The organism is Brucella pituitosa, from assembly GCF_965577835.1.
GTDB classification, from domain to species: domain Bacteria; phylum Pseudomonadota; class Alphaproteobacteria; order Rhizobiales; family Rhizobiaceae; genus Brucella; species Brucella pituitosa.
Genome location: NZ_OZ264094.1, coordinates 492,807 through 513,163 on the forward strand (window position 1 = coordinate 492,807; position 20,357 = coordinate 513,163).

A 20,357-nucleotide genomic window follows, 5' to 3' on the forward strand; every position below is an offset into this window, starting at 1 on the left:
AACACAGGATATCCCGATATGCGTATAAACACGACGCGGCAGCGTGCGACTGCCGGTGACACAATGATCGGCACGATGTGCAACCTTGCTAGCCCGCTTGGCGCGGAAACCCTGGGCCAGTGTGGTTATGACTTCATCGTGGTCGATCTGCAGCACGGTGAAAATAGTCTTGATGGTGTCCAGGTGATGCTGCAAGCACTTAGTATCTCGTCGACAACTCCTATTGTCCGCGTTACTGCCAACAGCTCGATCCAGATCCAGCGCGTGCTCGATCTCGGGGCCTATGGTGTCATCGTCCCCTTCATCAATAACAGACAGGAGGCTGAAGCTATCGTTCAAAACGCATTCTATCCTCCGCTTGGTAGCCGTAGCTGGGGGCCGACGCGCGCCACAATGTATGCTGGAAACGATTACTTCTCCGGCTCGTCTCAGGAACTTCTCACCCTGCCGATGTTGGAATCGGCAGAGGGCTTGGCCAATGTTCAGGAAATTTTGGAAGTCGACGGTATTTCCGGTTGTTTTGTTGGGCCGAGCGATCTCAATATTTCGCTTGGCCACTCACCAGACAGTGCTTTAGCCCCAGAGACCGAGGACGGAATTGCTGCGATCCTCGAAATCACAAATCAACTTGGAAAGATTGCCGGTATTCACGCGGTGAGTATCGAAGATGCGAAACAACGCCGTGATCAGGGGTTCAAGCTGATCACGGTGGCTGCAGATACCAGACTTATCCGTCTGGGCGCGCAGCAGACTCTCGGTGCACTGAAAGCTTGAAACGCGGCATGTCACGCGCGACCGTCGCATTCCGGCGCTCACGCTTTAAACCAGGAGGACCCATGAAACTGCGGATCCACAATCGGCGTGATTTCTGGTCGGGCATTATGTTCACGGGCTTCGGCGCAACCTTCGCCGCATTGGCGCGCGAGTATGACTTGGGCACGTTGAGGCAAATGGGGCCTGGCTGGTTTCCTTTTGCGCTTGGCGTCACTTTGGCAGTGCTGGGCATTTTGATCGTTGTAGGTGCTTCGCGTCGCCGCGTCGCCGGGGTCGCCGTTGATGACGCGATTGAGCCGGTCGGCTGGCGGGAACTTCTGCTGGTGCTTCTGTCGATTGCGTTCTTCGCGCTGCTTCTCCCTTATCTCGGGGTTATCGTCGCGATTGTGCTGATGGTTATAACGTCTGCGCTGGCGGGGCATGAAAAAAGACCGTTGGAAGTCGTGGTGGTCGCTATCGCTCTCAGCTTTGCCTGCTACCTGATCTTCATTTATGGCCTTGGCGTACCGCTTCCCGTCTGGCCCATCTTTCTGGGAGGTTAAGATGGATATATTTGGCAACATAGCGCTCGGTCTTTCGACAGCGTTACAGCTTCAAAACCTTGCATATTGTTTTCTCGGCGTGCTGCTTGGCACTGCCATCGGTGTTCTGCCGGGTCTCGGGCCTTTGGCTACCATCGCCATGCTATTGCCAATTACCTTTCAGATGGCCAGTCCGGACGCGGCGTTGATCATGTTAGCCGGAATTTATTACGGCGCTCAATATGGTGGATCGACGACCGCCATTCTCGTCAATTTGCCTGGTGAGACATCGTCTGTCGTCACCGCGCTGGATGGCTACCAGTTGGCTCGCCAGGGAAAGCCCGGGGTTGCATTATCAATTGCCGCCCTGAGTTCGTTCCTGGCTGGTACGGTCGCAACTGTCGTCATCGCCGTAGCCGCTGTGCCGATGGCAAGTCTCGCATTCGAATTTGGTCCCGCCGAATATTTCTCCCTGATGGTTCTTGGTCTCATCGCAGCCGTCGTGCTGGCACACGGTTCTATTCTCAAGGCACTTGCGATGGTTGTCCTCGGTTTGCTGATCGGAATGGTGGGAACAGATGTCAACTCCGGCGTCGCCCGGTTCTCGTTCGACATGCCGCAACTGACAGACGGGCTGGAGATTGCTGCAATCGCAATCGGCATCTTCGGCTTTGCTGAGATCATTACAAATCTGGAGCAGCGTGAAAATCGAAGCAAGGTCAACATGCGGATCGGAAGACTGATGCCGAGCTGGGAAGAATTGAAGCACTCCTTTCTACCGGCACTGCGTGGAACGGCATTCGGCTCGGTGCTAGGGGTGCTGCCTGGTGGTGGTGCGACACTTTCCTCCTTTAGCTCCTACGCTCTTGAAAAGAAGCTCTCCGACAAGCCGGAAACTTTTGGCAAAGGCGCGCTTGCTGGAGTTGCTGGTCCAGAGGCCGCCAACAATGCTGGTGCTCAGACGTCCTTCATTCCCATGCTTACATTGGGCTTGCCGTCCAATCCGGTGATGGCGTTGATGATTTCAGCGCTTATGATCCACAATATCCAGCCTGGACCTCAGGTGATGACCAGCAACCCTACGCTGTTCTGGGGGTTGATCGCATCGATGTGGGTCGGCAACTTAATGCTGGTCGTACTGAACCTGCCGTTGGTGGGCCTGTGGGTCCGAATGCTGTCGATTCCTTATCGCATACTTGTGCCGGCCATTCTCATGTTCTGCGTGATCGGTGCTTACTCCATGAGCAACAGCGTATTCGATATCTGGATGACCATTCCCTTCGCTGCCCTCGGCTACCTATGGCGCAAGCTCGAATGTGAACCGGCGCCGCTGCTTCTTGGCATCGTGCTCGGACCGCTCATGGAAGAATATCTGCGCCGCGCGATGATCCTGTCACGAGGCGACTGGACGATCTTCGTGCGTGAACCACTATCGTGTGTGCTTCTGGCGGCGACTGCCATCATGCTGGTTCTTGTCGCCATTCCGGCAATTCGGAAAACGCGGCAGGAGGCGTTTGCAGAAAGCGCGGATTGACACTCGGCTCGGGTAAAAACCTCCTGATCTTCAGAGAACTATTTTGCGGGTGAGCAATGGACAAACTCTTCAATGTGAATGGTCGCATCGTGCTGATCACGGGATCGAGCGGCGGTATAGGCCTTGCGCTAGCGCAAGGCCTCGCCGAGCGGGGCGCAAAAGTCGTCCTGAATGGAAGGCGGACAGATGTCGTGCAGGACGAATGCGCACGCCTTCGCGAAATGGGATTGGATGCCGAAGGAGCGGCATTCGATGTAACCAATCCCAAGGCTGTCTTCGAGGCAGTGGAGCGAATCGAGCGGGACATCGGCGCGATTGATATTCTTTTCAACAATGCCGGTGTCCAACATCGGCAACCGCTGGAAGACTTCGATCATGAACGTTGGGAAGAACTCTTTAAGACCAATGTTACCAGTGTTTTCTATGTCAGCCAGGCGGTGGCATGTCACATGATAAACCGTGGGCGAGGACGGATTATCAATATTGCTTCCGTACAGAGTGAGTTGGCTAGGCCAGGAATAGCGCCATATACGGCTACCAAAGGTGCGATCCGTAACCTGACGCGCGGTATGTGCACCGATTGGGCGCGCCACGGGCTGCAAATCAATGCAATTGCGCCAGGCTATTTTCGGACGCCGCTCAATGCGGCGTTGGTAGCAGACGCCGATTTTTCGGGTTGGCTTACTAAACGTACCCCTGCAGGGCGCTGGGGCGATGTCAATGAACTGGTCGGCGCTGCAGTATTCCTGGCCAGTGATGCAGCCTCGTTCGTCAACGGGCAGACGATTTTCGTCGACGGTGGCATAACGGCAAGTCTGTGATGGATTGAGTTCCCCCAGGACCTGGAGCATTTTCTGTTTTGATTGAATCATTGGAAATGCCATATCTATTTGTTTTTACGCGCACCTTTTTCTGAAAACACTTCACCCTTTTCGGAATGCGCTCCAGACTGTCAATCTAAATCTCAAAGTCGCCAACAAATCTACCGGGTTACAAGAACGTGTTGCCCTATGACCTCTTGTATTTCTGCCCATCCAACAGGCGTCTTCTTGAGCCCATCGGAAACATTCCACCTGCCGAAGCAGAAGAACGATATGACGCCATGCTGGACGCGCCAGCCATGGCCGCATAACTTAAGCCAAACGGTCTGCGGTAAATTCGAGGCGGTTCACTAGGGTTACAAGTGTTAATGCACGAATGCGTTCGAACTTACGCAAAATCCTTATTCCAAAGGGCAGCTAATAAGCGGGCGATCGTAAATATCGTATTGCCCTCTGATCGAGAATTGACATTTTTACGTAAATTACGTAATTTGCGTGAACAGTAGGAGATACACAATGCCAGAATTTAGAGCTGTGCCCGCAAGCGATTTTTCTCGCAATTTTGGTCGTTACCAAGATGAGGCGATCAAAGCCGGCATCATTAGCGTGACGAGCCATGGACGGATAGTTGGCGCTTATCTTTCCGCTACTGAACTTGAACATTTTGAGCGCCTTAAACTCAGAGAACGTCAGGTCCTCAAGACTGGCGAACTCGACGACGAAACACTTGCAGCTATCGAGGCGGCTGAGTACGGCGCTACACGGTGAGTATTCCTCTCCCAAAACCAGGTCTCGTCATTCGTTATAGTTTCCTTTGGAGTTCTGAGCATGAAGCTGGTGCACTCGAAGGAAAAAAGGACAGGCCTTGCGCCATTGTGGTTGCAGTCCCTCAGGGCGACAGTGGGCAGATTCGAACCATCGTTGCACCGATCACTCACTCCGTGCTTGTCGACCCGAGCATGTCGCTTGAAATTCCAGTCAACGTTTGCAAAACCTTAGGCTTGGATAGTGCGCGGCATTGGATTCGCTTTGATGAACTCAACCGTTTCACATGGCCAGGCTATGACCTTCGACCAAAGCCTGATGGAACTTTCTACTACGGTATGTTGCCCCGTGGGCTTTTTGAAGACCTGAGAAATGGGATTGTCGAAGCGCAGAAGGCTCGACGTACTCAATTCGGATCACGAGACGAGTAGATCCACGAAGGACTTAAACAGGCAGTTAGATATTTGATTCTATAATTTAAGTTGCACCTCGAATCAATGAAATCAATAGGTTAAGGCGACGCACCACTGTGACAGGTACAGAAGAGCGGTCAATAGTTCATTCTGATCGCGGTGCACACTATCGCTGGCCGGGTTGGCTATCGAGGATTAGTGATGCGAAGCTGGTCCGCTCAATGTCCCGCAAGGCGTGTTCGCCAGATAACGCTGCATGTGAAGGCTTCTTCGGCAGGCTGAAAACAGAACTCCTTTATCCGCGTGATTGGAAGAACACCACGCTCGAGCAGTTTATCAAAGAAGTCGATGGCTACATTCGGTGGTACAACGAGAAGCGGATCAAGATATCACTTGGTGCACAAAGCCCAATCGAATATCGAAACAGTCTTGGCATTGTGACGTAAGACCAGTCCAAGTTTTTATCCGCACCCCCAATCGTAGAGACAAGCAACGATTCATGGCGCTTTAAAAACCGCTCTCAAAGCTAAAGCCGAAAGAGCTGATCACCCGCACTTGGCCTACCCTTTGCAACCCCGGCCAGCGTCGGGCAGGCCAGGTGCTAATCCGTAATCAGGGGGTCAATATTGGATAAGTAAAAGGGGTGAATATTCCGTTCCGATTGACATTGAGATGGGAAAGCGATGGTTTTTGTACGTCGGGGCTTGCTCATTCATAGACATCAAATACTGCAATCACCTTGACGAATAATCAATGTGACAGCACCGCAGCGGACCCTATACCAGCCATCCGTCTCATTCATCCCGATCGGGGAACAGTCCTGGCATCCACCGCCCTGCATACCTGGCGGGAAACGCTAGTTTGAGTGGAGCGCGCGTTGATGCGGAGGACAGAGCGCCCACTTCGAGAAGCGCGGACGTAACCCGTCGTGCGGTGCGGTCACTGGTGCCAAGAACCACCTCGACCTCTCCGCGCTCGATCTGTCCCTGATAGAGGACGGCCTTCAATATGGCATCAGCTTTCTGAGGCAGGGCTCCGGCACGGATTTCTTCTTCAGCCCAAATCAGTATGCGGTCACGTAACCGATCCGGACGCATGAGGTTTTCCATAAACTCCACCTGGTCGATGCAGGTACGCAGAAAGAAACCCGTGAAGGAGGCAAGCGCGGACTCGCTCAAGGTGCCGCGCCCGTCACGATCCCCCCGACGGGGACCGTCACAAGCGGCAAGGTGGTCCTTGTAAGCCGCCTCTTGCCGCGCCAGCCCGCGTGCCACCGACCAAAGACCGCGCGTGTCCAGCGTCTTGCGCAACATGGCGTAGGACATGAGACGGGCAACCCGTCCGTTTCCATCGAGGAAAGGATGCACCCAGAGAAGCCGATGGTGGGCACAGGCTGCGGCAAGGATCGGCTCGATCCTGCCAGGAAGGGTGTAAGCTTTGTGCATTCGTTCGAGAAATCGTGGCACCGCGCCAGGACTGATGGCGATGTGCCGTCCGATTTCCACATAGCGGGTGCGCAGCTCGCCAGGAACAACAGGAATCGTCTCGCCCGTCTTCGGGTTGAGAACAAAGAGAAGCTCTGGCGGCAACATCTCGCAGAAACGGCGATGCAATTCGATGATCGATGCGGGTGCTGTCGGCGGTTCCACCATGCCGCCTTCATCGATCCATTTCTGAACGGCGACATGCGCTTTGGCTTCGAGCTGAAGGCTCCGTTTCTTCGGATCTACGCTATAGTCGTTTCGCATCGCGCGTTCGATGTCGATCGGATGGGTGTCGTGTCCTTCAATAAGGTTACTGTAGTAGCAGTTCATCGCCCGCACGAGATCGGCAAGAGCCTCGGCAATGGAAGCAGGAAGGCCACTACGGAATGCGGCAGATTTTTCCGCAAGTTCAAGTACGAGATCATTTAAGCCCGCGCGCGCGGGAGAGCCTTCCGAAACCATGAGGGGTTCGAACAAGCCTATCGTCTCGCCATCGTCGGGGATTGGCATTTGTCCTGCTTTCTGTCCGCTTTTATGACCACTGCGGACATCACTAAAAACCAAATAATATCATACATTTGTGAAACTTCAAAGCTCGCTGAATTCCATGTGATTGGCCGGTTAAATGTCCGGCAGACAGGCTACGGAAGATCCTAAAGATTTTCATAAACAGCGCTGAAAACCTTGGTGTCTGAACCATAATGAGCCTCGGTGGCGTCGCCTTAACGGATCTTCGGGTGCTGTCACATTGATTATTCGTCAAGGTGATTGCAGTATTTGATGTCTATGAATGAGCAAGCCCCGACGTACAAAAACCATCGCTTTCCCATCTCAATCGTAGCGCGTGCAATCTGGCTGTATTTCCGCTTCAATCTTAGCCTGCGTGAAGTTGAAGAAATGATACTTGAACGGGGCGTTGAGGTTTCTTACGAAACGATCCGCTGATGGTGCCGGTCACATGGCTCTTTGCTCACCGCGCGATTGCGCCGCAAGACACCCTCGGCCAGTGACGTCTGGCATCTCGATGAAGTCGTTGTTAGCATCGGCGGCAAGAAGTGCTGGCTGTGGCGCGCAGTTGATCAAGATGGCTATGTGCTCGAGGAGATTGTTCAAACCCACCGCAACACCAAGGCAGCAAAGCGTTTGCTGGTTCGGCTTTTGAAGAAACAAGGTTGTGCACCCAAACGTATCATCACCGATAAGCTGCGATCCGGCGTTGGTACATAAATAACATTTCAGTTTCAGAAAACCTACAGTATTGGGTTGTAATGTTAGAGGCCTGTTTAGAATTTGGAACAAGCCAATGCCTTTCAAACACAATTGCGCTCATCGTCATCGGATACCTAAACAGAAGTTCAAGGTCACGAACTGGGCGGAGTATGAATCCGGCTTGCGTCAGCGTGGCAGTGTTACTTTCTGGATCAGTGAAGCAGCGATAGCCGGGTGGATTGCGCCACCGCGCAAAACGCGCGGCGGTCAACGTCGCTATTGTGATCTGGCGATTGAAACGACGCTGATATGTGGCAAAGTGTTTAACCAGCCTTTGCGTCAGACAGAAGGTTTGATGGCCTCGTTATTGACGCCGCTCAATGTTGAACTGCCAGTACCAGATCATACAACATTAAGCAGACGCTGCGCCGATCTCGAGATGTCCAGCTTAACCCGGTGTGCCAGGATAGATGGAACTGACGGGCCTCTTCATGTGATCGTCGATAGCACTGGTATGAAGATATACGGCGCAGGACAATGGCTTGAAGAAAAGCATGGCGCTAAGTCTGCCCGCAAATGGCGCAAGCTGCACTTTGCTATTGATGCAGATAGCAATCAAGTCATTGCAGAAACACTGACAGATCAGAATACAATTGACCTCAGCCAGGGACCTGATTTGCTGGGAATGATTGATCACCCGATCGCTAGTTTCATGGCCGATGGTGCGTATGACAGCGATAAAACCTATCAAGCCTTACGCAGCCATAGTCCTGGTGTGAGCATTATCATTCCACCACGAATGCGAAACTTACAAGCAGCCCTATACGGCCCACCAGATCAATGTGATTGGCATAGCCGTATAATTGGTCAACTCGGTCGGATGGCATGGCAAAATCTTACCGGGTATGGGAAGCGAGCGAGAGTAGAAAACGCCATAGGCAATTATAAATCAACAAACGGGTCAACGCTGAGATTGCGCAATTTTGCCAATCAGAAGACTGAAGTTAAGATTGGATGCGGTGTCCGTAATCGCATGCTGCAGACACCACGCCCGAAATCCGTCCGCGTGAAAGTTGAAACCACATAATACAGCGTCAAAGACCGGAATCCGCCCCTAATTCGCTTCATGCACCAACGCCTCAGGGAGCAGACCACAATCGTGTCTCCGGCGAGTAATTTCTTGAATGGCAATCTGAAGTCGCGGCAGGGGTGCATCTGCTTGCGATAAGATGCAAATGGTAATGACTCAATGGTCTATATGAGCCTCATCTAAGATATTTGACATTACCGATATCATAAACATGTAGATTGGTTTCTCTATATCGGATAATTAATATATAAAGCAAGATATCCGATATATAGAGTGGGCGAAGATGGCACAAAATTTTCTTGTTCTCACGGCAGATGATGCTTTGCCGGTATTGCGTGGGCTCGCATCGGCCGCACGACTGGAAATATTGAAAATTTTACATAATCAAGGGCCTTTAAATGTTAACGAACTTGCGGACCGCTTAGGGCAACCGCAGTCCAGTGTATCGGCCAACATTTCGATGCTTGAAGAAGTTGGCTTGATCCACACTGAAACGCGTAAGGCACGTAAAGGTAGTCAAAAGATCTGCAAGGTTTTGCATGAAGAAGTCATGCTGGTCTTTAATGCCGAGGCGGATAAGCCAGGCAATGACTGGATCGAAGTTGAAATGCCGGTCGGGCTTTATACTGGTTTTGACGTCACGGCACCGTGCGGAATGTGTTCTGATGAAAAAATCATTGGATACCTTGATAATCCAGACACGTTTCTCAACCCAGAGCGCATGAAAGCAGGACTGGTTTGGTTCACGCGAGGCTATATTGACTATCAGTTTCCCAACAATGCACGCATTGATGGTAAAAGCATCACCGAACTGGAACTCGTACTGGAGCTCTCATCAGAAGTTCCAGGTACATCCGAAGAATGGCCATCAGATATTGATGTTTTTCTCAATGGAGTAAAGCTTGCAACTTGGACCTCGCCGGGAGATTTCGGCGATCAGCGTGGAAAATATACGCCAGATTGGTGGAAGCTGCATGGTAGCCAGTATGGTGTCTTAAAATCATGGCGCGTGACCACTGCGGGTACGTTTATCGATGGTACACGTATGTCCGATGTCACAATCAATGATCTTGGCTTGAAAGATCATCGTTCGATAAGGATTCGTATCGGAGTTTCCGATACGGCTAAGAATCCAGGCGGTGTAAATATTTTTGGCCGGGAATTTGGTAATTATAATCAAGGTATTAAGCTTCGAGTTCGCACCTGATTTAGAAAAGGCTCTTGACGCAACTTCCTCTTCATAAGAATATCTATAAAGGAGATATATATCAGAAAAGCTGATATTGTGGAGGAAGACTTACAATGCGTGCAGATGTTACCGCAAATCGCGGTTTCAAAGTCGCGGACATCGATCCGCGTCTATATGGTTCTTTCATTGAGCATCTCGGACGAGCCATTTATACGGGTATTTATGAACCGGACCATAAGACAGCAAATGCACATGGCTTCAGAGAAGATGTTCTTGACCTAGTTCGAGAACTGGACGTTCCAGTCGTTCGTTATCCCGGTGGTAATTTTGTATCTGCATATAATTGGGAAGATGGTATCGGTCCGAAAGAGGACCGCCCCGTACGCCTCGATCTTGCATGGCATACATCTGAGAGCAATGCAGTTGGTATTCACGAATTCGCAGATTGGGCAAAAGCAGCAGGCACTGAGATGATGCTGGCTGTGAACCTTGGTTCACGCGGCCTTGATGCAGCACGCAATTTTCTGGAATACGTTAATCATCCCGGTGGAACTTACTGGTCAGACTTACGTCAAAAGAACGGACAAAGCGAACCCTGGAACGTAAAGCTTTGGTGTCTCGGCAATGAAATGGACGGACCATGGCAGATAGGCCAAAAGACCGCAGATGAATATGGCCGAATAGCATTTGAAACTGCCAAAGCGATGCGTGCTTTCGATAAATCAATCGAATTGGTTGTATGTGGATCATCATCGCCCAAAATGGCCACGTATCCAGAGTGGGAGGCGACTGTTCTTGATTATACATATGATGTTGTCGACTATATCAGCCTGCATATGTATTTCGAAAATCATGCGGGAAATACTGCCGAATATCTCGCCCAGAATGCGCGTCTGGAACAATATATAGATACTATCGCGGGCGTTATAACCTTCACAAAGGCGAAAAAACGCTCCAAGAAAAATGTCTATATCAGCTTTGATGAGTGGAACGTTTGGTATCACTCTCGCGAAGCGGATCGTATGGTTCTCGAAGGCAGAGATGGTTGGCCCCATGCCCCAGAACTGCTGGAAGACATCTATAATTTTGAAGATGTACTGCAGGTGGGTTGCATCATCAACAGCTTCATTCGGCGTTCTGACGTCGTGCGGATTGGCTGTCTGGCACAATTGGTCAATGTGATTGCGCCTATCATGACCGTTCCCGGTGGGCCTGCGTGGAAGCAAACCATTTTCTATCCGTTTCTCTTCGCATCAAAATATGGACGCGGTACAGCCTTACGTCTGAACGTAGAATGCCCGACGTACAAGTCAGAATACTGCGATAATGTGCCATACCTTGACGTTTCTGCGGTAGAGAATGACACAGGCATCACTCTATTTGTCGTCAATCGCCATGAAAATGAAGCTATCGATTTCAATATCGCACTTGATGGCTATCAGGATCTCCAAGTGATTGAAGATAAGGTCATCATTCATCCTGACCTGCGAGCAGTAAACGGTCTGCAAGGCGAGATTGTAGGGCCGCAGAATGGTGAAGGTACGGTTGCTGTTGATGGTCGCGTAAAGTCGCGTATTTCGCCGCTGAGCTACCGGATGATCCGTCTGGAGGCGAAGCATGTCGGCAGCGATTGAAATACGTAATGTCACCAAGAATTTCGGTAATCTAACGGTTCTCGACGACATCTCATTGAACGTGAATGCAGGCGAGTTTGTTGCATTTCTTGGGCCGTCGGGTTGCGGAAAATCAACATTGCTTCGCATGATTGCCGGCTTGGAAACATTGTCGTCTGGCGAGATCCGTCTCGGTGGCAATCGGATTGATGAACTTAAGCCCGGCGCGCGAGGAGTTGCCATGGTTTTTCAGTCATATGCGCTCTATCCGCATATGACTGTCCGGCAGAACTTGTCATTTGGTCTTGAAAACATCAACACGTCAAAAAGCGAGATTGAACGGCGTGTAAACAGTGCCGCTCAAATCCTTGAAATTGCGTCTTATCTGGACAGAAAGCCCCAACAGCTTTCAGGCGGGCAGCGTCAGCGTGTTGCTATCGGTCGCGCGATTGTTAAAGAGCCCAAAGCATTTTTGTTTGATGAACCGCTTTCCAATCTTGATGCTGCGCTGCGTGGCCGTACACGCCTCGAATTAGCAAGCTTGCATCAGCGGCTGGGCGCGACAATGGTCTTCGTTACACATGATCAAGTGGAAGCAATGACCCTTGCTGACCGTATTGTTGTTATGAATGCATGCAAAATTGAGCAAATTGGCACGCCAACTGAGATCTATCAAAGACCGGCCACGCGTTTCGTGGCGGGGTTCGTTGGGACGCCCGCGATGAGCTTCCTGCGCGTTTTGTCAGTACAGGCAAACAGTGACAGAACGAGCATAGACGTTAGTGGTATTGGGGCCCTTCGTCTTCCAATGCGTGAAGATGGTTTAGAAATTGAAACGATGGGTGTTCGTCCTGAAGACGTGAAGGTTGTTAACCCGGAGGAAGTTGGCTGTGTAAAGGCGAAAGTCGAAATTGTTGAACGCCTTGGTGAACGAACCCTGCTTTATACACGTCTGAACGATGGATCACAGTTGACCGCACAGGCTGATGGTCGAACTTTGATCAAAGCAAAAGACGAAATTTATCTGAAGCCAGATTTGAATTTTGTGCATCTGTTTGCTCAAGATGGAAGGGCCATACCGACTAAGGTTGGTACAGCATGAAAGAGCGCCATAGTAATACTCTTTTTGTTGTGCCATTCATGTTGATGTTTGTCAGCATGCTTGTCATTCCCCTGTTTTGGGGTATGTGGCTTTCATTGCTAAAGGTAGATTTGTTTGCCCCCGGACAGTTTGTTGGGTTTCGGAATTATGAACGTCTCTTTAATGATCGGGTCTTCCTTCAGGCATTACGCAATACCGTCGTTTTCGTAGTTTTCTCGGTTCCAACACTTGTTGTTATCGGATTAGGGCTTGCGCTGGCACTCAACAGGCCGGGTCGTTTATCGTCAGTACTGAGGGGAACTTTTTTCGCATCATCGGTACTGTCTGTCACTATTGTGACGCTTATCTGGCGCATTGTTTTCATTCCGAATGAAGGTCTGATGGCGATGATCTTCTCTAAACTCGGATTGGAGCCGATAGGGTTTCTATCAACATCGGGATGGTCACTATTTTCTGTTGGTGTTGCAACAGTATGGTGGTGCATCGGATTGCCAATGATGTTGTTTCTCGCGGCTTTGCAACAAATCCCGCGCGACATTTACGAAGCGGCGGCATTGGATAATACATCGCATCGTCGCGTTCTGACGCATATAACGCTTCCCCAAATTATGCGAACGCTGATCCTCGTAACGATTATTCAAATCGTGATGCAATTTCAGCTATTTGGTCAGGCTTTGCTAATGACCAATGGCGGGCCATCGGGTTCATCACGTCCGATCGTTATGTACATCTACGAAACTGGTTTTGTCCGCTGGGAAATCGGCAGAGCTGCTGCTGCGTCAGAAGTCTTGTTCATGATCATTCTGCTCGCAGCGATGGCGCAATATTTTGTAACCCGACGCAAGGAGGGTCGATCATGATTACATCCAACAAGAGTAACGATCGGATTATTCTGATTGGTATAACAGTGCTCGCGATCATCATGCTAGCGCCTTTTTTGTGGGTCGTTGGTCTATCGTTTAAGGCAAATGCGGAACTTGCCTTGGGATCTGAAGCCGTGTTCAGCTTCCCCTATACCTTGCGTAACTACGCTGACATCGGCCAATCCAGCATGGTGTTCCGCTGGCTAGGAAACAGTTTCATCGTAGCGGTTGGGATGACTGTCGGTGTTCTGGCCCTCTCATCATTGGCTGGCTATGCTTTTGCCCGACTGGAGTTTCCGTTTCGAAAAGTTTTGTTTGTCATCGTATTGTTCGGATTGGCAGTGCCAGAACAAGCAGTGATCATTGCCCGCCATCAGATGTTCACATGGATTGGTTGGCATAATACTTATCAAGCCTTGATCTTGCCGGGCCTGTCAGCTCCTTTCGGGGTCTTCCTGATGACCCAGTTTTTTAAGGCTATTCCACCCGAAATTGATGAGGCAGCGCTTCTTGATCACGCGTCACGCTTTAAAATATTCTGGCGCGTTCTATTGCCACTCACATTACCGGCACAGGCAACACTTGGTATTTTTACATTCCTTCATGCATGGAATGATTACTGGTGGCCTTTGATTTCTGCGACAAACAAAGAGATGTACACGCTTACAGTGGGGATTGCTTCGAGTCAGACCAACTTTGCGCAGAGTGAAGGTCTCGGCTTTCTGACGGCTCAGGCTGTCTTTGCCAGCCTACCAGTGATCATCGTCTATGTTCTGTTTCAAAAACACATTGTCACCGCCGTGTCAGGTGGAGCTGTCAAATAACAGGTGATGGATCGGAGGAGCGATCTTTCACACGAAGTAAAAAAGGGAGAGAGAAATGAAACGAATTTTACTTGGAAGTGTATTTGGCTTTTATAGCCTGATGTCGGTTGCGCAGGCCGAAGTTACGATCAATCTGCAACGATTCTTCGGTGCTTGCGAAGCTGAATATGGCAAGAGTACGGATGTTTCAAAAGCCGTCGGCGAATGCGGCATCATAACCACTCTGGTTAATAAGTTTCAGCAAGATAACCCTGATATAAAAGTGAATGTCACGACAGTCGAGTGGCCTGGTTATGATCAGCTTAATGCGCAGCTGGCGTCTCGGTCTGCTCCCGACGTGGTGAGCATGCATTATTCAATCATACCTGATTATCAGTCGCGTGGGCTCATAGAGCCGATCGATGAACTATTGACCAGTTCAGGGGTTGATTTGACGACTTTTACTGAGGTGGCCAAAAGCGGCGTGACAAAAGAAGAGGCCGTTTATGGTCTGCCTTTTGACACTTGGACAATGTTGCTTCATGTCAACATGAACCTTATGAAGGAAGCGGGTCTGGTAAACCCGGATGGCACTCCAATTCTGCCCAAGACTGTCGATGAATTGTTCGTGCAAGGCGCTCAGTTTAAGGAGAAAACTGGAAAGCCTTACTTTGTGCAAATCACGGCTAACGAAAGCGCAGCCTACGCAAGGCTGTTCTACACGTGGTTGCAGCAACAGAATTCAGATTTCTTCGCCAATCCTTCAGAGGTAAAGCTAAACACGCCAGCGGGTGTTGCAGCGCTTTCGCTGATGAAGAGGATTTATACTGAAGGCCTGAGTACTAAGGATATGGATTATGCCGCCTCGGTGGCCGCCTTTAGTCAGGGTGCGGGTGGTATTGCGGTAAATGGCACGTGGCTCATTGGAACATTCGATGAGCAAGCTAAAAAGGCGGGCAATTCTCTGTCCGGTGGCTATCGCGTCTATCCGGTATCTCAGCTCTTTCCTGAGAAAGATGCGACTTATGCCGATGGACATGCATGGGTGCTTCCGAAAAAGGATAGATCGGATGAGCAAAGTGCGGCAATAGGCAAGCTGTTTAAGTTTTTAGCTGACAATGAAACTGAGTGGGCCCGCACTGGGCATTTGCCTGCAATCCAGTCCATAGTCGATTCAGAAACATTCGCAGCGATGCCACACCGCTCTGATATCGAGAAAATTGCAACTACAGGCCAGACGTTGCCACCACAAGTTCAAAGACAGTTTGCTATCCAGGACATTTTAGCAGAAGAACTAAATGCGGCAATCGTAGGAAATAAGCCTATAGAAGAAGCCCTTGCGGAATCAGAAAACAGAATTAACGACCTTCTGGCAGACCTATAATATTAAGAAGTCCCCAAGTGAACTAAAAGAGGGTTTCCCTTGGGGACTGATTGATTGTTTTTTGGAGTTTCGCTGATTTTTGTGTTGCTGTAGGATCAACACGAAATGAAAAGATATTTTAAATAAGCTGAAACTCAACAGAGATCTTTCTGGCTGTTGACCGGGATCGTCCTCGCTAACCATTTGTGCTCTCCTAACCTGAGTTTAAGCCACCATGAGGCTTACTTTAGTTACAGGTGGCTGGGGCGAGAATTCACCATGGCGTGAGCGAGTTGCTGCAACGAAACCGTTCCCACAAGCCTTGAGCGGTCATCCAAAACCGCTAGCTGCGAACGCTGCGTTGACGTTAATATTCTGACAGCTTCTTCAATAGTCGTTCGACAATTGATCGATGGGCCCTCTTGAGCAACGATGTTGGCATCTTGTGTCATTACAGCGTCCACATGGATGACGCGGCCGCGATTGACTTCCTTGACGAAGTTGGCGACGTATTCATCAGCCGGGCGCAAGACGATCTCCTGACTGGTTCCCTGCTGAATAACTTCACCATCGCGCAGTATCGCTATCTGGTCGCCGAGCCGTAATGCTTCGTCCAAATCATGTGTGATAAAGACAATTGTCTTTTTGATCTCTTTCTGAATATCGAGCAGAACAGATTGCATATCCGTACGGATAAGTGGATCGAGCGCGGAATAAGCTTCATCCATCAAAAGTACTGGAGCATCGTTGGAAAGGGCGCGGGCAAGACCTACCCGCTGCTGCATTCCACCTGATAGCTGATTGGGAAATTTTTTCTCAAAGCCTTTCAGTCCTACGCGCTCCAGCCAGCGCATGGCCGTGTTGACAGCCTTTCCACGCTCAACTCCCTGCACTTCCAATCCATAGATTGTATTGTCCAGCACATTGCGATGGGGAAGAAGTGCGAATTTCTGAAACACCATCGCCGTTTGATGACGCCGGAAATCGCGCAATTCGGCCTGGTTCATCTTCATGACATCGGCACCGCCCACAATGACCTCTCCAGCAGTTGGATCGATCAGGCGGTTAACGTGGCGGATAAGGGTAGATTTCCCCGATCCCGACAGTCCCATGATGACTTGGATGCGGCCGGGGGGAATTTCGATGTTGATGTCTTTCAAGCCAAGTATGTGTCCAAATTTTTCGTTCAGTTCTGTTTTGGACAGGCCGCTCCGTACCGCATCGACATGGGCAGCGGGATTTGGACCGAAAATCTTGTAAAGGTGGCGGATTTGAATGCCGCCGAACGTAGGCTCAGCCATGGGCCGCCTCCTGATGTTTCTGGAGACGCTTGCCATAGGCCTGACTAACCCGGTCGAAGATAATCGCGATGCCGACAATTGCCAGTCCGTTAAAGACACCCAGTGTAAAATACTGATTGGCAATGGCCTTTAGAACGGGTTGCCCCAGCCCTTGCACGCCAATCATCGAAGCGACCACGACCATGGCAAGGGCCATCATGATTGTCTGATTGATACCAGCCATGATTGTGGGCAAAGCGAGCGGGAGTTGCACTTTGAAAAGCTTTTGTGAATTCGATGAACCGAATGCGTCCGCCGCTTCGAGGACATCGCGATCAACAAGACGAATACCCAGGTCGGTCAGGCGGATGATCGGAGGGATCGCATAAATGACGACGGCAATGAGACCGGGGACTTTTCCGATGCCGAGCAGCATGACGACCGGTATGAGATACACAAAACTTGGCATTGTCTGCATAACGTCGAGAATAGGATTTACAATTCTTTGAATGCCGTCAGAACGCGACATGAGAATACCCAGCGGAATTCCTATGGCGATTGAAAGGATAGTGCAGACGAGGATCATGGAGATAGTCCGCATCGTATCATCCCACATATCGAAATAGCCAATTGCCAGGAGAATGATGAGACTGGTCAGAGCAACCTTGAGGCTTCGGCTTGCGAACCACGCGATCCCCACAATCAACAGGATGATGATCGGCCAGGGAGTCTGGGTCATGAAGCGGTCGGTACCGATGAGAAAATGCTGAAGCGGCGAGAAAATTGTCTCTATGATATCGCCATAGGTACGCGTGAAGCCACGAAAGCCATCGTCGATCGCCTTCTTCAAGGCACGAAGTGCGTCGTCGTTCATATGTGGAAACTTATAAAACCAATCCATCCGCTTCCCCTTATTTTTTTGTCGGTTGGTTTTGATCGTCGGCATCAGCGGTACACGGCCGTGTACCGCTGAACCTATTCGTCAGAGAGAAGCTTTGACTTTTTCGGCGACTTCCGGCGAAACCCACTTTGTCCAGTCCTCAGTATTTTCCTTGAGGAAATGCTTTGCGCCGTCTTCTCCGGATGCCTGATTTTCACTCATCCACGCCATGAGTTTATTGACGGTCGCATTGCTCCAGGACCGCTTCTCAAGATAGGCCATGGCTTCCGGGCCAATTTTGTCGGAAGAATTTTTCGCGACGAGTGTCACGACTTTATCGATGGGCCAGGCGTTTGGCTTCGGATCGGGACAGTCGGCCACGGTGTTGCATCGTTGCCATTCCATAGCGTCGTGATCGACGCCGGCCTCCAGCTTCACCATTTCGTATTTTCCGAGCAGCGCAGTCGGTGCCCAATAATAGGTGATGAAATCCTGCTTGCGTTCGTACGCCTTGGCAATAGCACCGTCGAGTCCAGCAGCAGATCCCGTATCCACCAATACAAACTTCGCTGCTTCGCCGTTAAACGCCTTGTAGAACTGTGAAGTCACAACGGTACCGCCCCAGCCCTGCGGTCCATTGAAGATAGCTCCCCTGGACGTGTCTTCCGAACCGGGGAAAAGTTCCGGGTGCTTTAGTGCATCAGGAATGGTCTTGATATCAGGATGGGCCTCGGCCGTATACTTGGGAATCCACCATCCTTGCACACCACCGTCCGGTAGCGGAGAGCCGATCTGGATTATCTTGCCTTCATCGGTGCCCTTTTTTACGACGTCCGGAAGAAGATCGATCCAGGCCTCGGGCGCGATATCGGGTTGCCCTTTCTCAGCCATAGACGTGATGGTTGGAACCGTATCGCCGACAGTGATTTCGACACTGCACCCAAATCCTTCGTTCAGGATGATTTTGTCCAGATTTGAAAGGACTTCGGCGCTCTGCCAGTTCATGCTCGCAATAGTCAAGGAACCGCAATCGGCAGCATGACCAATCGAACTGATCCCAAGGGTACCAAAGAAAAGACATGTAGATGCTAGAAGTTTCTTCATTATTGTTCCCTCTGTCGCAACGCGTTTGTTGGATGACGGGGCGTTGCGCTTACCCGCTGTGTGAATCTCAGACAGTTTCCCCCATACTCATCGACTTCATGAAGGCTGCCGACAGTCCTTTAGCGATGGCCAGATCAAATTCGGCCGCACGCATGGCATCGAGTGCAGCTGTCGTCGTCCCTCTATAGTTGAGAAAAGTGTTGACGATCTCCTGCGGTGGTTGGGGGGTGGCTTCCAACAGCCGTCCCGTGCCGACAAGCAATGTGGTGACAGCGCGAAGGGCAATCCTCGGCGGAATTCCAAAGGCGACCGCCTCGTCAAACATCGTGGATGCAAGCAGGGCGGGAAATGCTGGTCCAGAGCCGGACAGGCCCGCAAAATAATCGATCTCACTTTCTTGAGCCAACTCGTCTTCCAGACCGAAGGCCACAAAAATCGACGCTGCAAGCTGTTTGTCTGCTTGGGTCGACTTTTCTGAACCGATCCACGGCGTATAGGATTTTCCTACCGCCGCTGCCGCGTTCGGCATTGCCTTGATGACGCGGTCTGACGAATGATGGGACATAAGTTTCTGGAGGCTCACTCCTGCCATGACGGAAATGACCAGTTTTCCGGACATATCAATTTTTAGTCCGCGCCAGTCTTCTGGCCGGACAGAAAGAATGACAACGTCTGAAAAATCCACGAGATGTTGATTATCTGTGGTCCAGTTTCCCTGTGTATATTCTGCTGGTGCTTTGTTACGAAAGGACAGTGTTAGCCGTGCAGCGTCAGTTATTCCCGCAGTTATGATGGCGCTTGATATGGCTTTGCCAAGCCAGCCTGCGCCACCAATAATGCCAATTTTAACCGGCTGCCGCATCTAAACTCCTAACCCGGTTTAAAACCGTGGCGCGAAAAAAAACGATCAAGTTCCCGTTGTTCGGGCTTTTGGCTCGTATAGATCTGAATGTATTCAGGGATACGTCGCATTCTTGTCGCGGCATCTTCCTGGGCCTGCATAGAAATGTAACCGATCTGAACCAGATATGTTGTTCTGGCCCGCACATCGGCGCTTATTTCAGGCATTCCGAAGCGCATGAACATCCGTTTTAGCGCTTCCATGCGAAGCTGATCCGCTTCCTGTATCTCATTCAATAATTCGGGAGACTGCAGCGCCCAACTGCGAACAGCAAATTCAAACTTAGAGTCGAACAGCTCTTTGTTGAGCCAGCAATCGAACACATTCAGCATAGCTTCTGCAACTGACTCGGCATAGGCCTCCGACTGCTTGACGATGCCGCCAGTATTCTTGTCTCTCCATTTGGCGATCAATGCGCTGAGTAACTCTTCGCGGTCCTTGAAGAACCAATAGAAACTGGTGCGCGAGAGATTGAGTTTTTTCGCCAGCGGCAGAATTTTGACGGAGTCGACACCGGCTTCCACCAGCGATTGATAAGCTGCTTCCAGCCATCCTTCGGTCGATCCACGCCAGCCACTGTCGTGTAAAAGTTCATCCATAGCCATTTCCTATCAAGCCTGTCGCGATGCTGCAAGTAAAATGTACATT

Annotated in this window: 19 protein-coding genes and 2 pseudogenes; 15 read left to right on the forward strand and 6 right to left on the reverse strand. The window is 50.6% G+C overall.

What is annotated here, in order from left to right; translation table 11 throughout:
- Positions 1-18 precede the first annotated feature (18 nt).
- The 7 genes and pseudogenes from ACSME1_RS21560 to ACSME1_RS21590 all read left to right on the forward strand — a co-directional run.
- Positions 19-774, forward strand: a complete 756-nt coding sequence (locus ACSME1_RS21560) for an HpcH/HpaI aldolase family protein (protein WP_105707683.1) — start codon at positions 19-21, stop codon at positions 772-774.
- A gap of 62 nt (positions 775-836) precedes the next feature.
- On the forward strand, positions 837-1,316 hold the full coding sequence (locus tag ACSME1_RS21565) for a tripartite tricarboxylate transporter TctB family protein (protein ID WP_181153675.1): 480 nt from the start codon (positions 837-839) through the stop codon (positions 1,314-1,316).
- A gap of 1 nt (position 1,317) precedes the next feature.
- A complete protein-coding gene (locus ACSME1_RS21570) occupies positions 1,318-2,829 on the forward strand; it encodes a tripartite tricarboxylate transporter permease (protein WP_105707687.1) in 1,512 nt (503 codons plus the stop codon).
- Between the two features lie 56 nt (positions 2,830-2,885).
- Positions 2,886-3,650 carry an SDR family oxidoreductase gene (locus tag ACSME1_RS21575; protein ID WP_105707689.1) on the forward strand — a complete coding sequence of 255 codons (765 nt, stop codon included), beginning with the start codon at positions 2,886-2,888 and terminating at the stop codon, positions 3,648-3,650.
- Positions 3,651-4,166: 516 nt separating this feature from the next.
- A complete protein-coding gene (locus ACSME1_RS21580; protein ID WP_105707691.1) occupies positions 4,167-4,418 on the forward strand; it encodes a type II toxin-antitoxin system Phd/YefM family antitoxin in 252 nt (83 codons plus the stop codon).
- On the forward strand, positions 4,415-4,846 hold the full coding sequence (locus ACSME1_RS21585; protein ID WP_105707693.1) for a hypothetical protein: 432 nt from the start codon (positions 4,415-4,417) through the stop codon (positions 4,844-4,846). The genes ACSME1_RS21580 and ACSME1_RS21585 overlap by 4 nt, the downstream gene beginning before the upstream one ends.
- A gap of 95 nt (positions 4,847-4,941) precedes the next feature.
- Positions 4,942-5,274: pseudogene (locus tag ACSME1_RS21590) on the forward strand (transposase); the annotation flags it as partial.
- Positions 5,275-5,622: 348 nt separating this feature from the next.
- On the opposite strand, the gene ACSME1_RS21595 reads toward ACSME1_RS21590, so the two are convergent.
- Positions 5,623-6,822: a Fic family protein gene (locus ACSME1_RS21595; protein ID WP_105707695.1), complete on the reverse strand. Its 1,200-nt coding sequence runs from the start codon at positions 6,820-6,822 to the stop codon at positions 5,623-5,625.
- Between the two features lie 276 nt (positions 6,823-7,098).
- Between ACSME1_RS21595 and ACSME1_RS21600 the strand changes: the two are divergent.
- The 8 genes and pseudogenes from ACSME1_RS21600 to ACSME1_RS21635 form a co-directional block, all read left to right on the forward strand.
- Positions 7,099-7,524 (forward strand): annotated as a pseudogene (locus ACSME1_RS21600) (IS6 family transposase); the annotation flags it as partial.
- A 91-nt stretch (positions 7,525-7,615) separates the two neighbouring features.
- Positions 7,616-8,608: an IS5 family transposase gene (locus ACSME1_RS21605; RefSeq protein WP_105707697.1), complete on the forward strand. Its 993-nt coding sequence runs from the start codon at positions 7,616-7,618 to the stop codon at positions 8,606-8,608.
- A 286-nt stretch (positions 8,609-8,894) separates the two neighbouring features.
- A complete protein-coding gene (locus ACSME1_RS21610) occupies positions 8,895-9,818 on the forward strand; it encodes an ArsR/SmtB family transcription factor (RefSeq protein ID WP_105707699.1) in 924 nt (307 codons plus the stop codon).
- Positions 9,819-9,913: 95 nt separating this feature from the next.
- Positions 9,914-11,434: an alpha-N-arabinofuranosidase gene (locus ACSME1_RS21615; RefSeq protein ID WP_105707700.1), complete on the forward strand. Its 1,521-nt coding sequence runs from the start codon at positions 9,914-9,916 to the stop codon at positions 11,432-11,434.
- Complete coding sequence (locus tag ACSME1_RS21620) at positions 11,418-12,515, forward strand: ABC transporter ATP-binding protein (protein WP_105707702.1); 1,098 nt, start codon at positions 11,418-11,420, stop codon at positions 12,513-12,515. The genes ACSME1_RS21615 and ACSME1_RS21620 overlap by 17 nt, the downstream gene beginning before the upstream one ends.
- On the forward strand, positions 12,512-13,375 hold the full coding sequence (locus ACSME1_RS21625) for a carbohydrate ABC transporter permease (protein ID WP_105707704.1): 864 nt from the start codon (positions 12,512-12,514) through the stop codon (positions 13,373-13,375). Before ACSME1_RS21620 ends, ACSME1_RS21625 begins: the two co-directional genes overlap by 4 nt.
- Positions 13,372-14,202, forward strand: a complete 831-nt coding sequence (locus ACSME1_RS21630; protein ID WP_105707706.1) for a carbohydrate ABC transporter permease — start codon at positions 13,372-13,374, stop codon at positions 14,200-14,202. The genes ACSME1_RS21625 and ACSME1_RS21630 overlap by 4 nt, the downstream gene beginning before the upstream one ends.
- Positions 14,203-14,257: 55 nt before the next feature.
- Positions 14,258-15,565, forward strand: a complete 1,308-nt coding sequence (locus tag ACSME1_RS21635) for an extracellular solute-binding protein (protein WP_105707708.1) — start codon at positions 14,258-14,260, stop codon at positions 15,563-15,565.
- A gap of 230 nt (positions 15,566-15,795) precedes the next feature.
- Here ACSME1_RS21635 and ACSME1_RS21640 read toward each other — a convergent pair whose 3' ends face one another.
- The 5 genes from ACSME1_RS21640 to ACSME1_RS21660 all read right to left on the reverse strand — a co-directional run bounded on the left by ACSME1_RS21640 (position 15,796) and on the right by ACSME1_RS21660 (position 20,308).
- A complete protein-coding gene (locus tag ACSME1_RS21640) occupies positions 15,796-16,845 on the reverse strand; it encodes a quaternary amine ABC transporter ATP-binding protein (RefSeq protein ID WP_105707712.1) in 1,050 nt (349 codons plus the stop codon).
- On the reverse strand, positions 16,838-17,725 hold the full coding sequence (locus ACSME1_RS21645) for an ABC transporter permease (protein ID WP_105707714.1): 888 nt from the start codon (positions 17,723-17,725) through the stop codon (positions 16,838-16,840). Before ACSME1_RS21645 ends, ACSME1_RS21640 begins: the two co-directional genes overlap by 8 nt.
- Positions 17,726-17,806: 81 nt before the next feature.
- On the reverse strand, positions 17,807-18,808 hold the full coding sequence (locus tag ACSME1_RS21650) for an ABC transporter substrate-binding protein (protein WP_105707716.1): 1,002 nt from the start codon (positions 18,806-18,808) through the stop codon (positions 17,807-17,809).
- Positions 18,809-18,875: 67 nt separating this feature from the next.
- Complete coding sequence (locus ACSME1_RS21655) at positions 18,876-19,670, reverse strand: pyrroline-5-carboxylate reductase family protein (RefSeq protein ID WP_105707718.1); 795 nt, start codon at positions 19,668-19,670, stop codon at positions 18,876-18,878.
- Between the two features lie 8 nt (positions 19,671-19,678).
- The gene (locus ACSME1_RS21660; RefSeq protein WP_105707719.1) at positions 19,679-20,308 is read right to left on the reverse strand and encodes a TetR/AcrR family transcriptional regulator; all 630 of its coding nucleotides are present in this window, start codon (positions 20,306-20,308) and stop codon (positions 19,679-19,681) included.
- Between the last annotated feature and the right edge of the window lie 49 nt (positions 20,309-20,357).

What these genes read in the sequence shown, in the direction of transcription:
- ACSME1_RS21625 (WP_105707704.1), top strand. Translation starts at nt 12,512, where the DNA reads ATGAAAGAGCGCCATAGTAATACTCTTTTTGTTGTGCCATTCATGTTG.
- ACSME1_RS21610 (WP_105707699.1), top strand. Translation starts at nt 8,895, where the DNA reads ATGGCACAAAATTTTCTTGTTCTCACGGCAGATGATGCTTTGCCGGTA.
- ACSME1_RS21615 (WP_105707700.1), top strand. Translation starts at nt 9,914, where the DNA reads ATGCGTGCAGATGTTACCGCAAATCGCGGTTTCAAAGTCGCGGACATC.
- ACSME1_RS21645 (WP_105707714.1), bottom strand. Translation starts at nt 17,725, where the DNA reads ATGGATTGGTTTTATAAGTTTCCACATATGAACGACGACGCACTTCGT.
- ACSME1_RS21560 (WP_105707683.1), top strand. Translation starts at nt 19, where the DNA reads ATGCGTATAAACACGACGCGGCAGCGTGCGACTGCCGGTGACACAATG.
- ACSME1_RS21575 (WP_105707689.1), top strand. Translation starts at nt 2,886, where the DNA reads ATGGACAAACTCTTCAATGTGAATGGTCGCATCGTGCTGATCACGGGA.
- ACSME1_RS21650 (WP_105707716.1), bottom strand. Translation starts at nt 18,808, where the DNA reads ATGAAGAAACTTCTAGCATCTACATGTCTTTTCTTTGGTACCCTTGGG.
- ACSME1_RS21635 (WP_105707708.1), top strand. Translation starts at nt 14,258, where the DNA reads ATGAAACGAATTTTACTTGGAAGTGTATTTGGCTTTTATAGCCTGATG.
- ACSME1_RS21630 (WP_105707706.1), top strand. Translation starts at nt 13,372, where the DNA reads ATGATTACATCCAACAAGAGTAACGATCGGATTATTCTGATTGGTATA.
- ACSME1_RS21605 (WP_105707697.1), top strand. Translation starts at nt 7,616, where the DNA reads ATGCCTTTCAAACACAATTGCGCTCATCGTCATCGGATACCTAAACAG.
- ACSME1_RS21565 (WP_181153675.1), top strand. Translation starts at nt 837, where the DNA reads ATGAAACTGCGGATCCACAATCGGCGTGATTTCTGGTCGGGCATTATG.
- ACSME1_RS21660 (WP_105707719.1), bottom strand. Translation starts at nt 20,308, where the DNA reads ATGGATGAACTTTTACACGACAGTGGCTGGCGTGGATCGACCGAAGGA.
- ACSME1_RS21620 (WP_105707702.1), top strand. Translation starts at nt 11,418, where the DNA reads ATGTCGGCAGCGATTGAAATACGTAATGTCACCAAGAATTTCGGTAAT.
- ACSME1_RS21570 (WP_105707687.1), top strand. Translation starts at nt 1,318, where the DNA reads ATGGATATATTTGGCAACATAGCGCTCGGTCTTTCGACAGCGTTACAG.
- ACSME1_RS21655 (WP_105707718.1), bottom strand. Translation starts at nt 19,670, where the DNA reads ATGCGGCAGCCGGTTAAAATTGGCATTATTGGTGGCGCAGGCTGGCTT.
- ACSME1_RS21580 (WP_105707691.1), top strand. Translation starts at nt 4,167, where the DNA reads ATGCCAGAATTTAGAGCTGTGCCCGCAAGCGATTTTTCTCGCAATTTT.
- ACSME1_RS21640 (WP_105707712.1), bottom strand. Translation starts at nt 16,845, where the DNA reads ATGGCTGAGCCTACGTTCGGCGGCATTCAAATCCGCCACCTTTACAAG.
- ACSME1_RS21595 (WP_105707695.1), bottom strand. Translation starts at nt 6,822, where the DNA reads ATGCCAATCCCCGACGATGGCGAGACGATAGGCTTGTTCGAACCCCTC.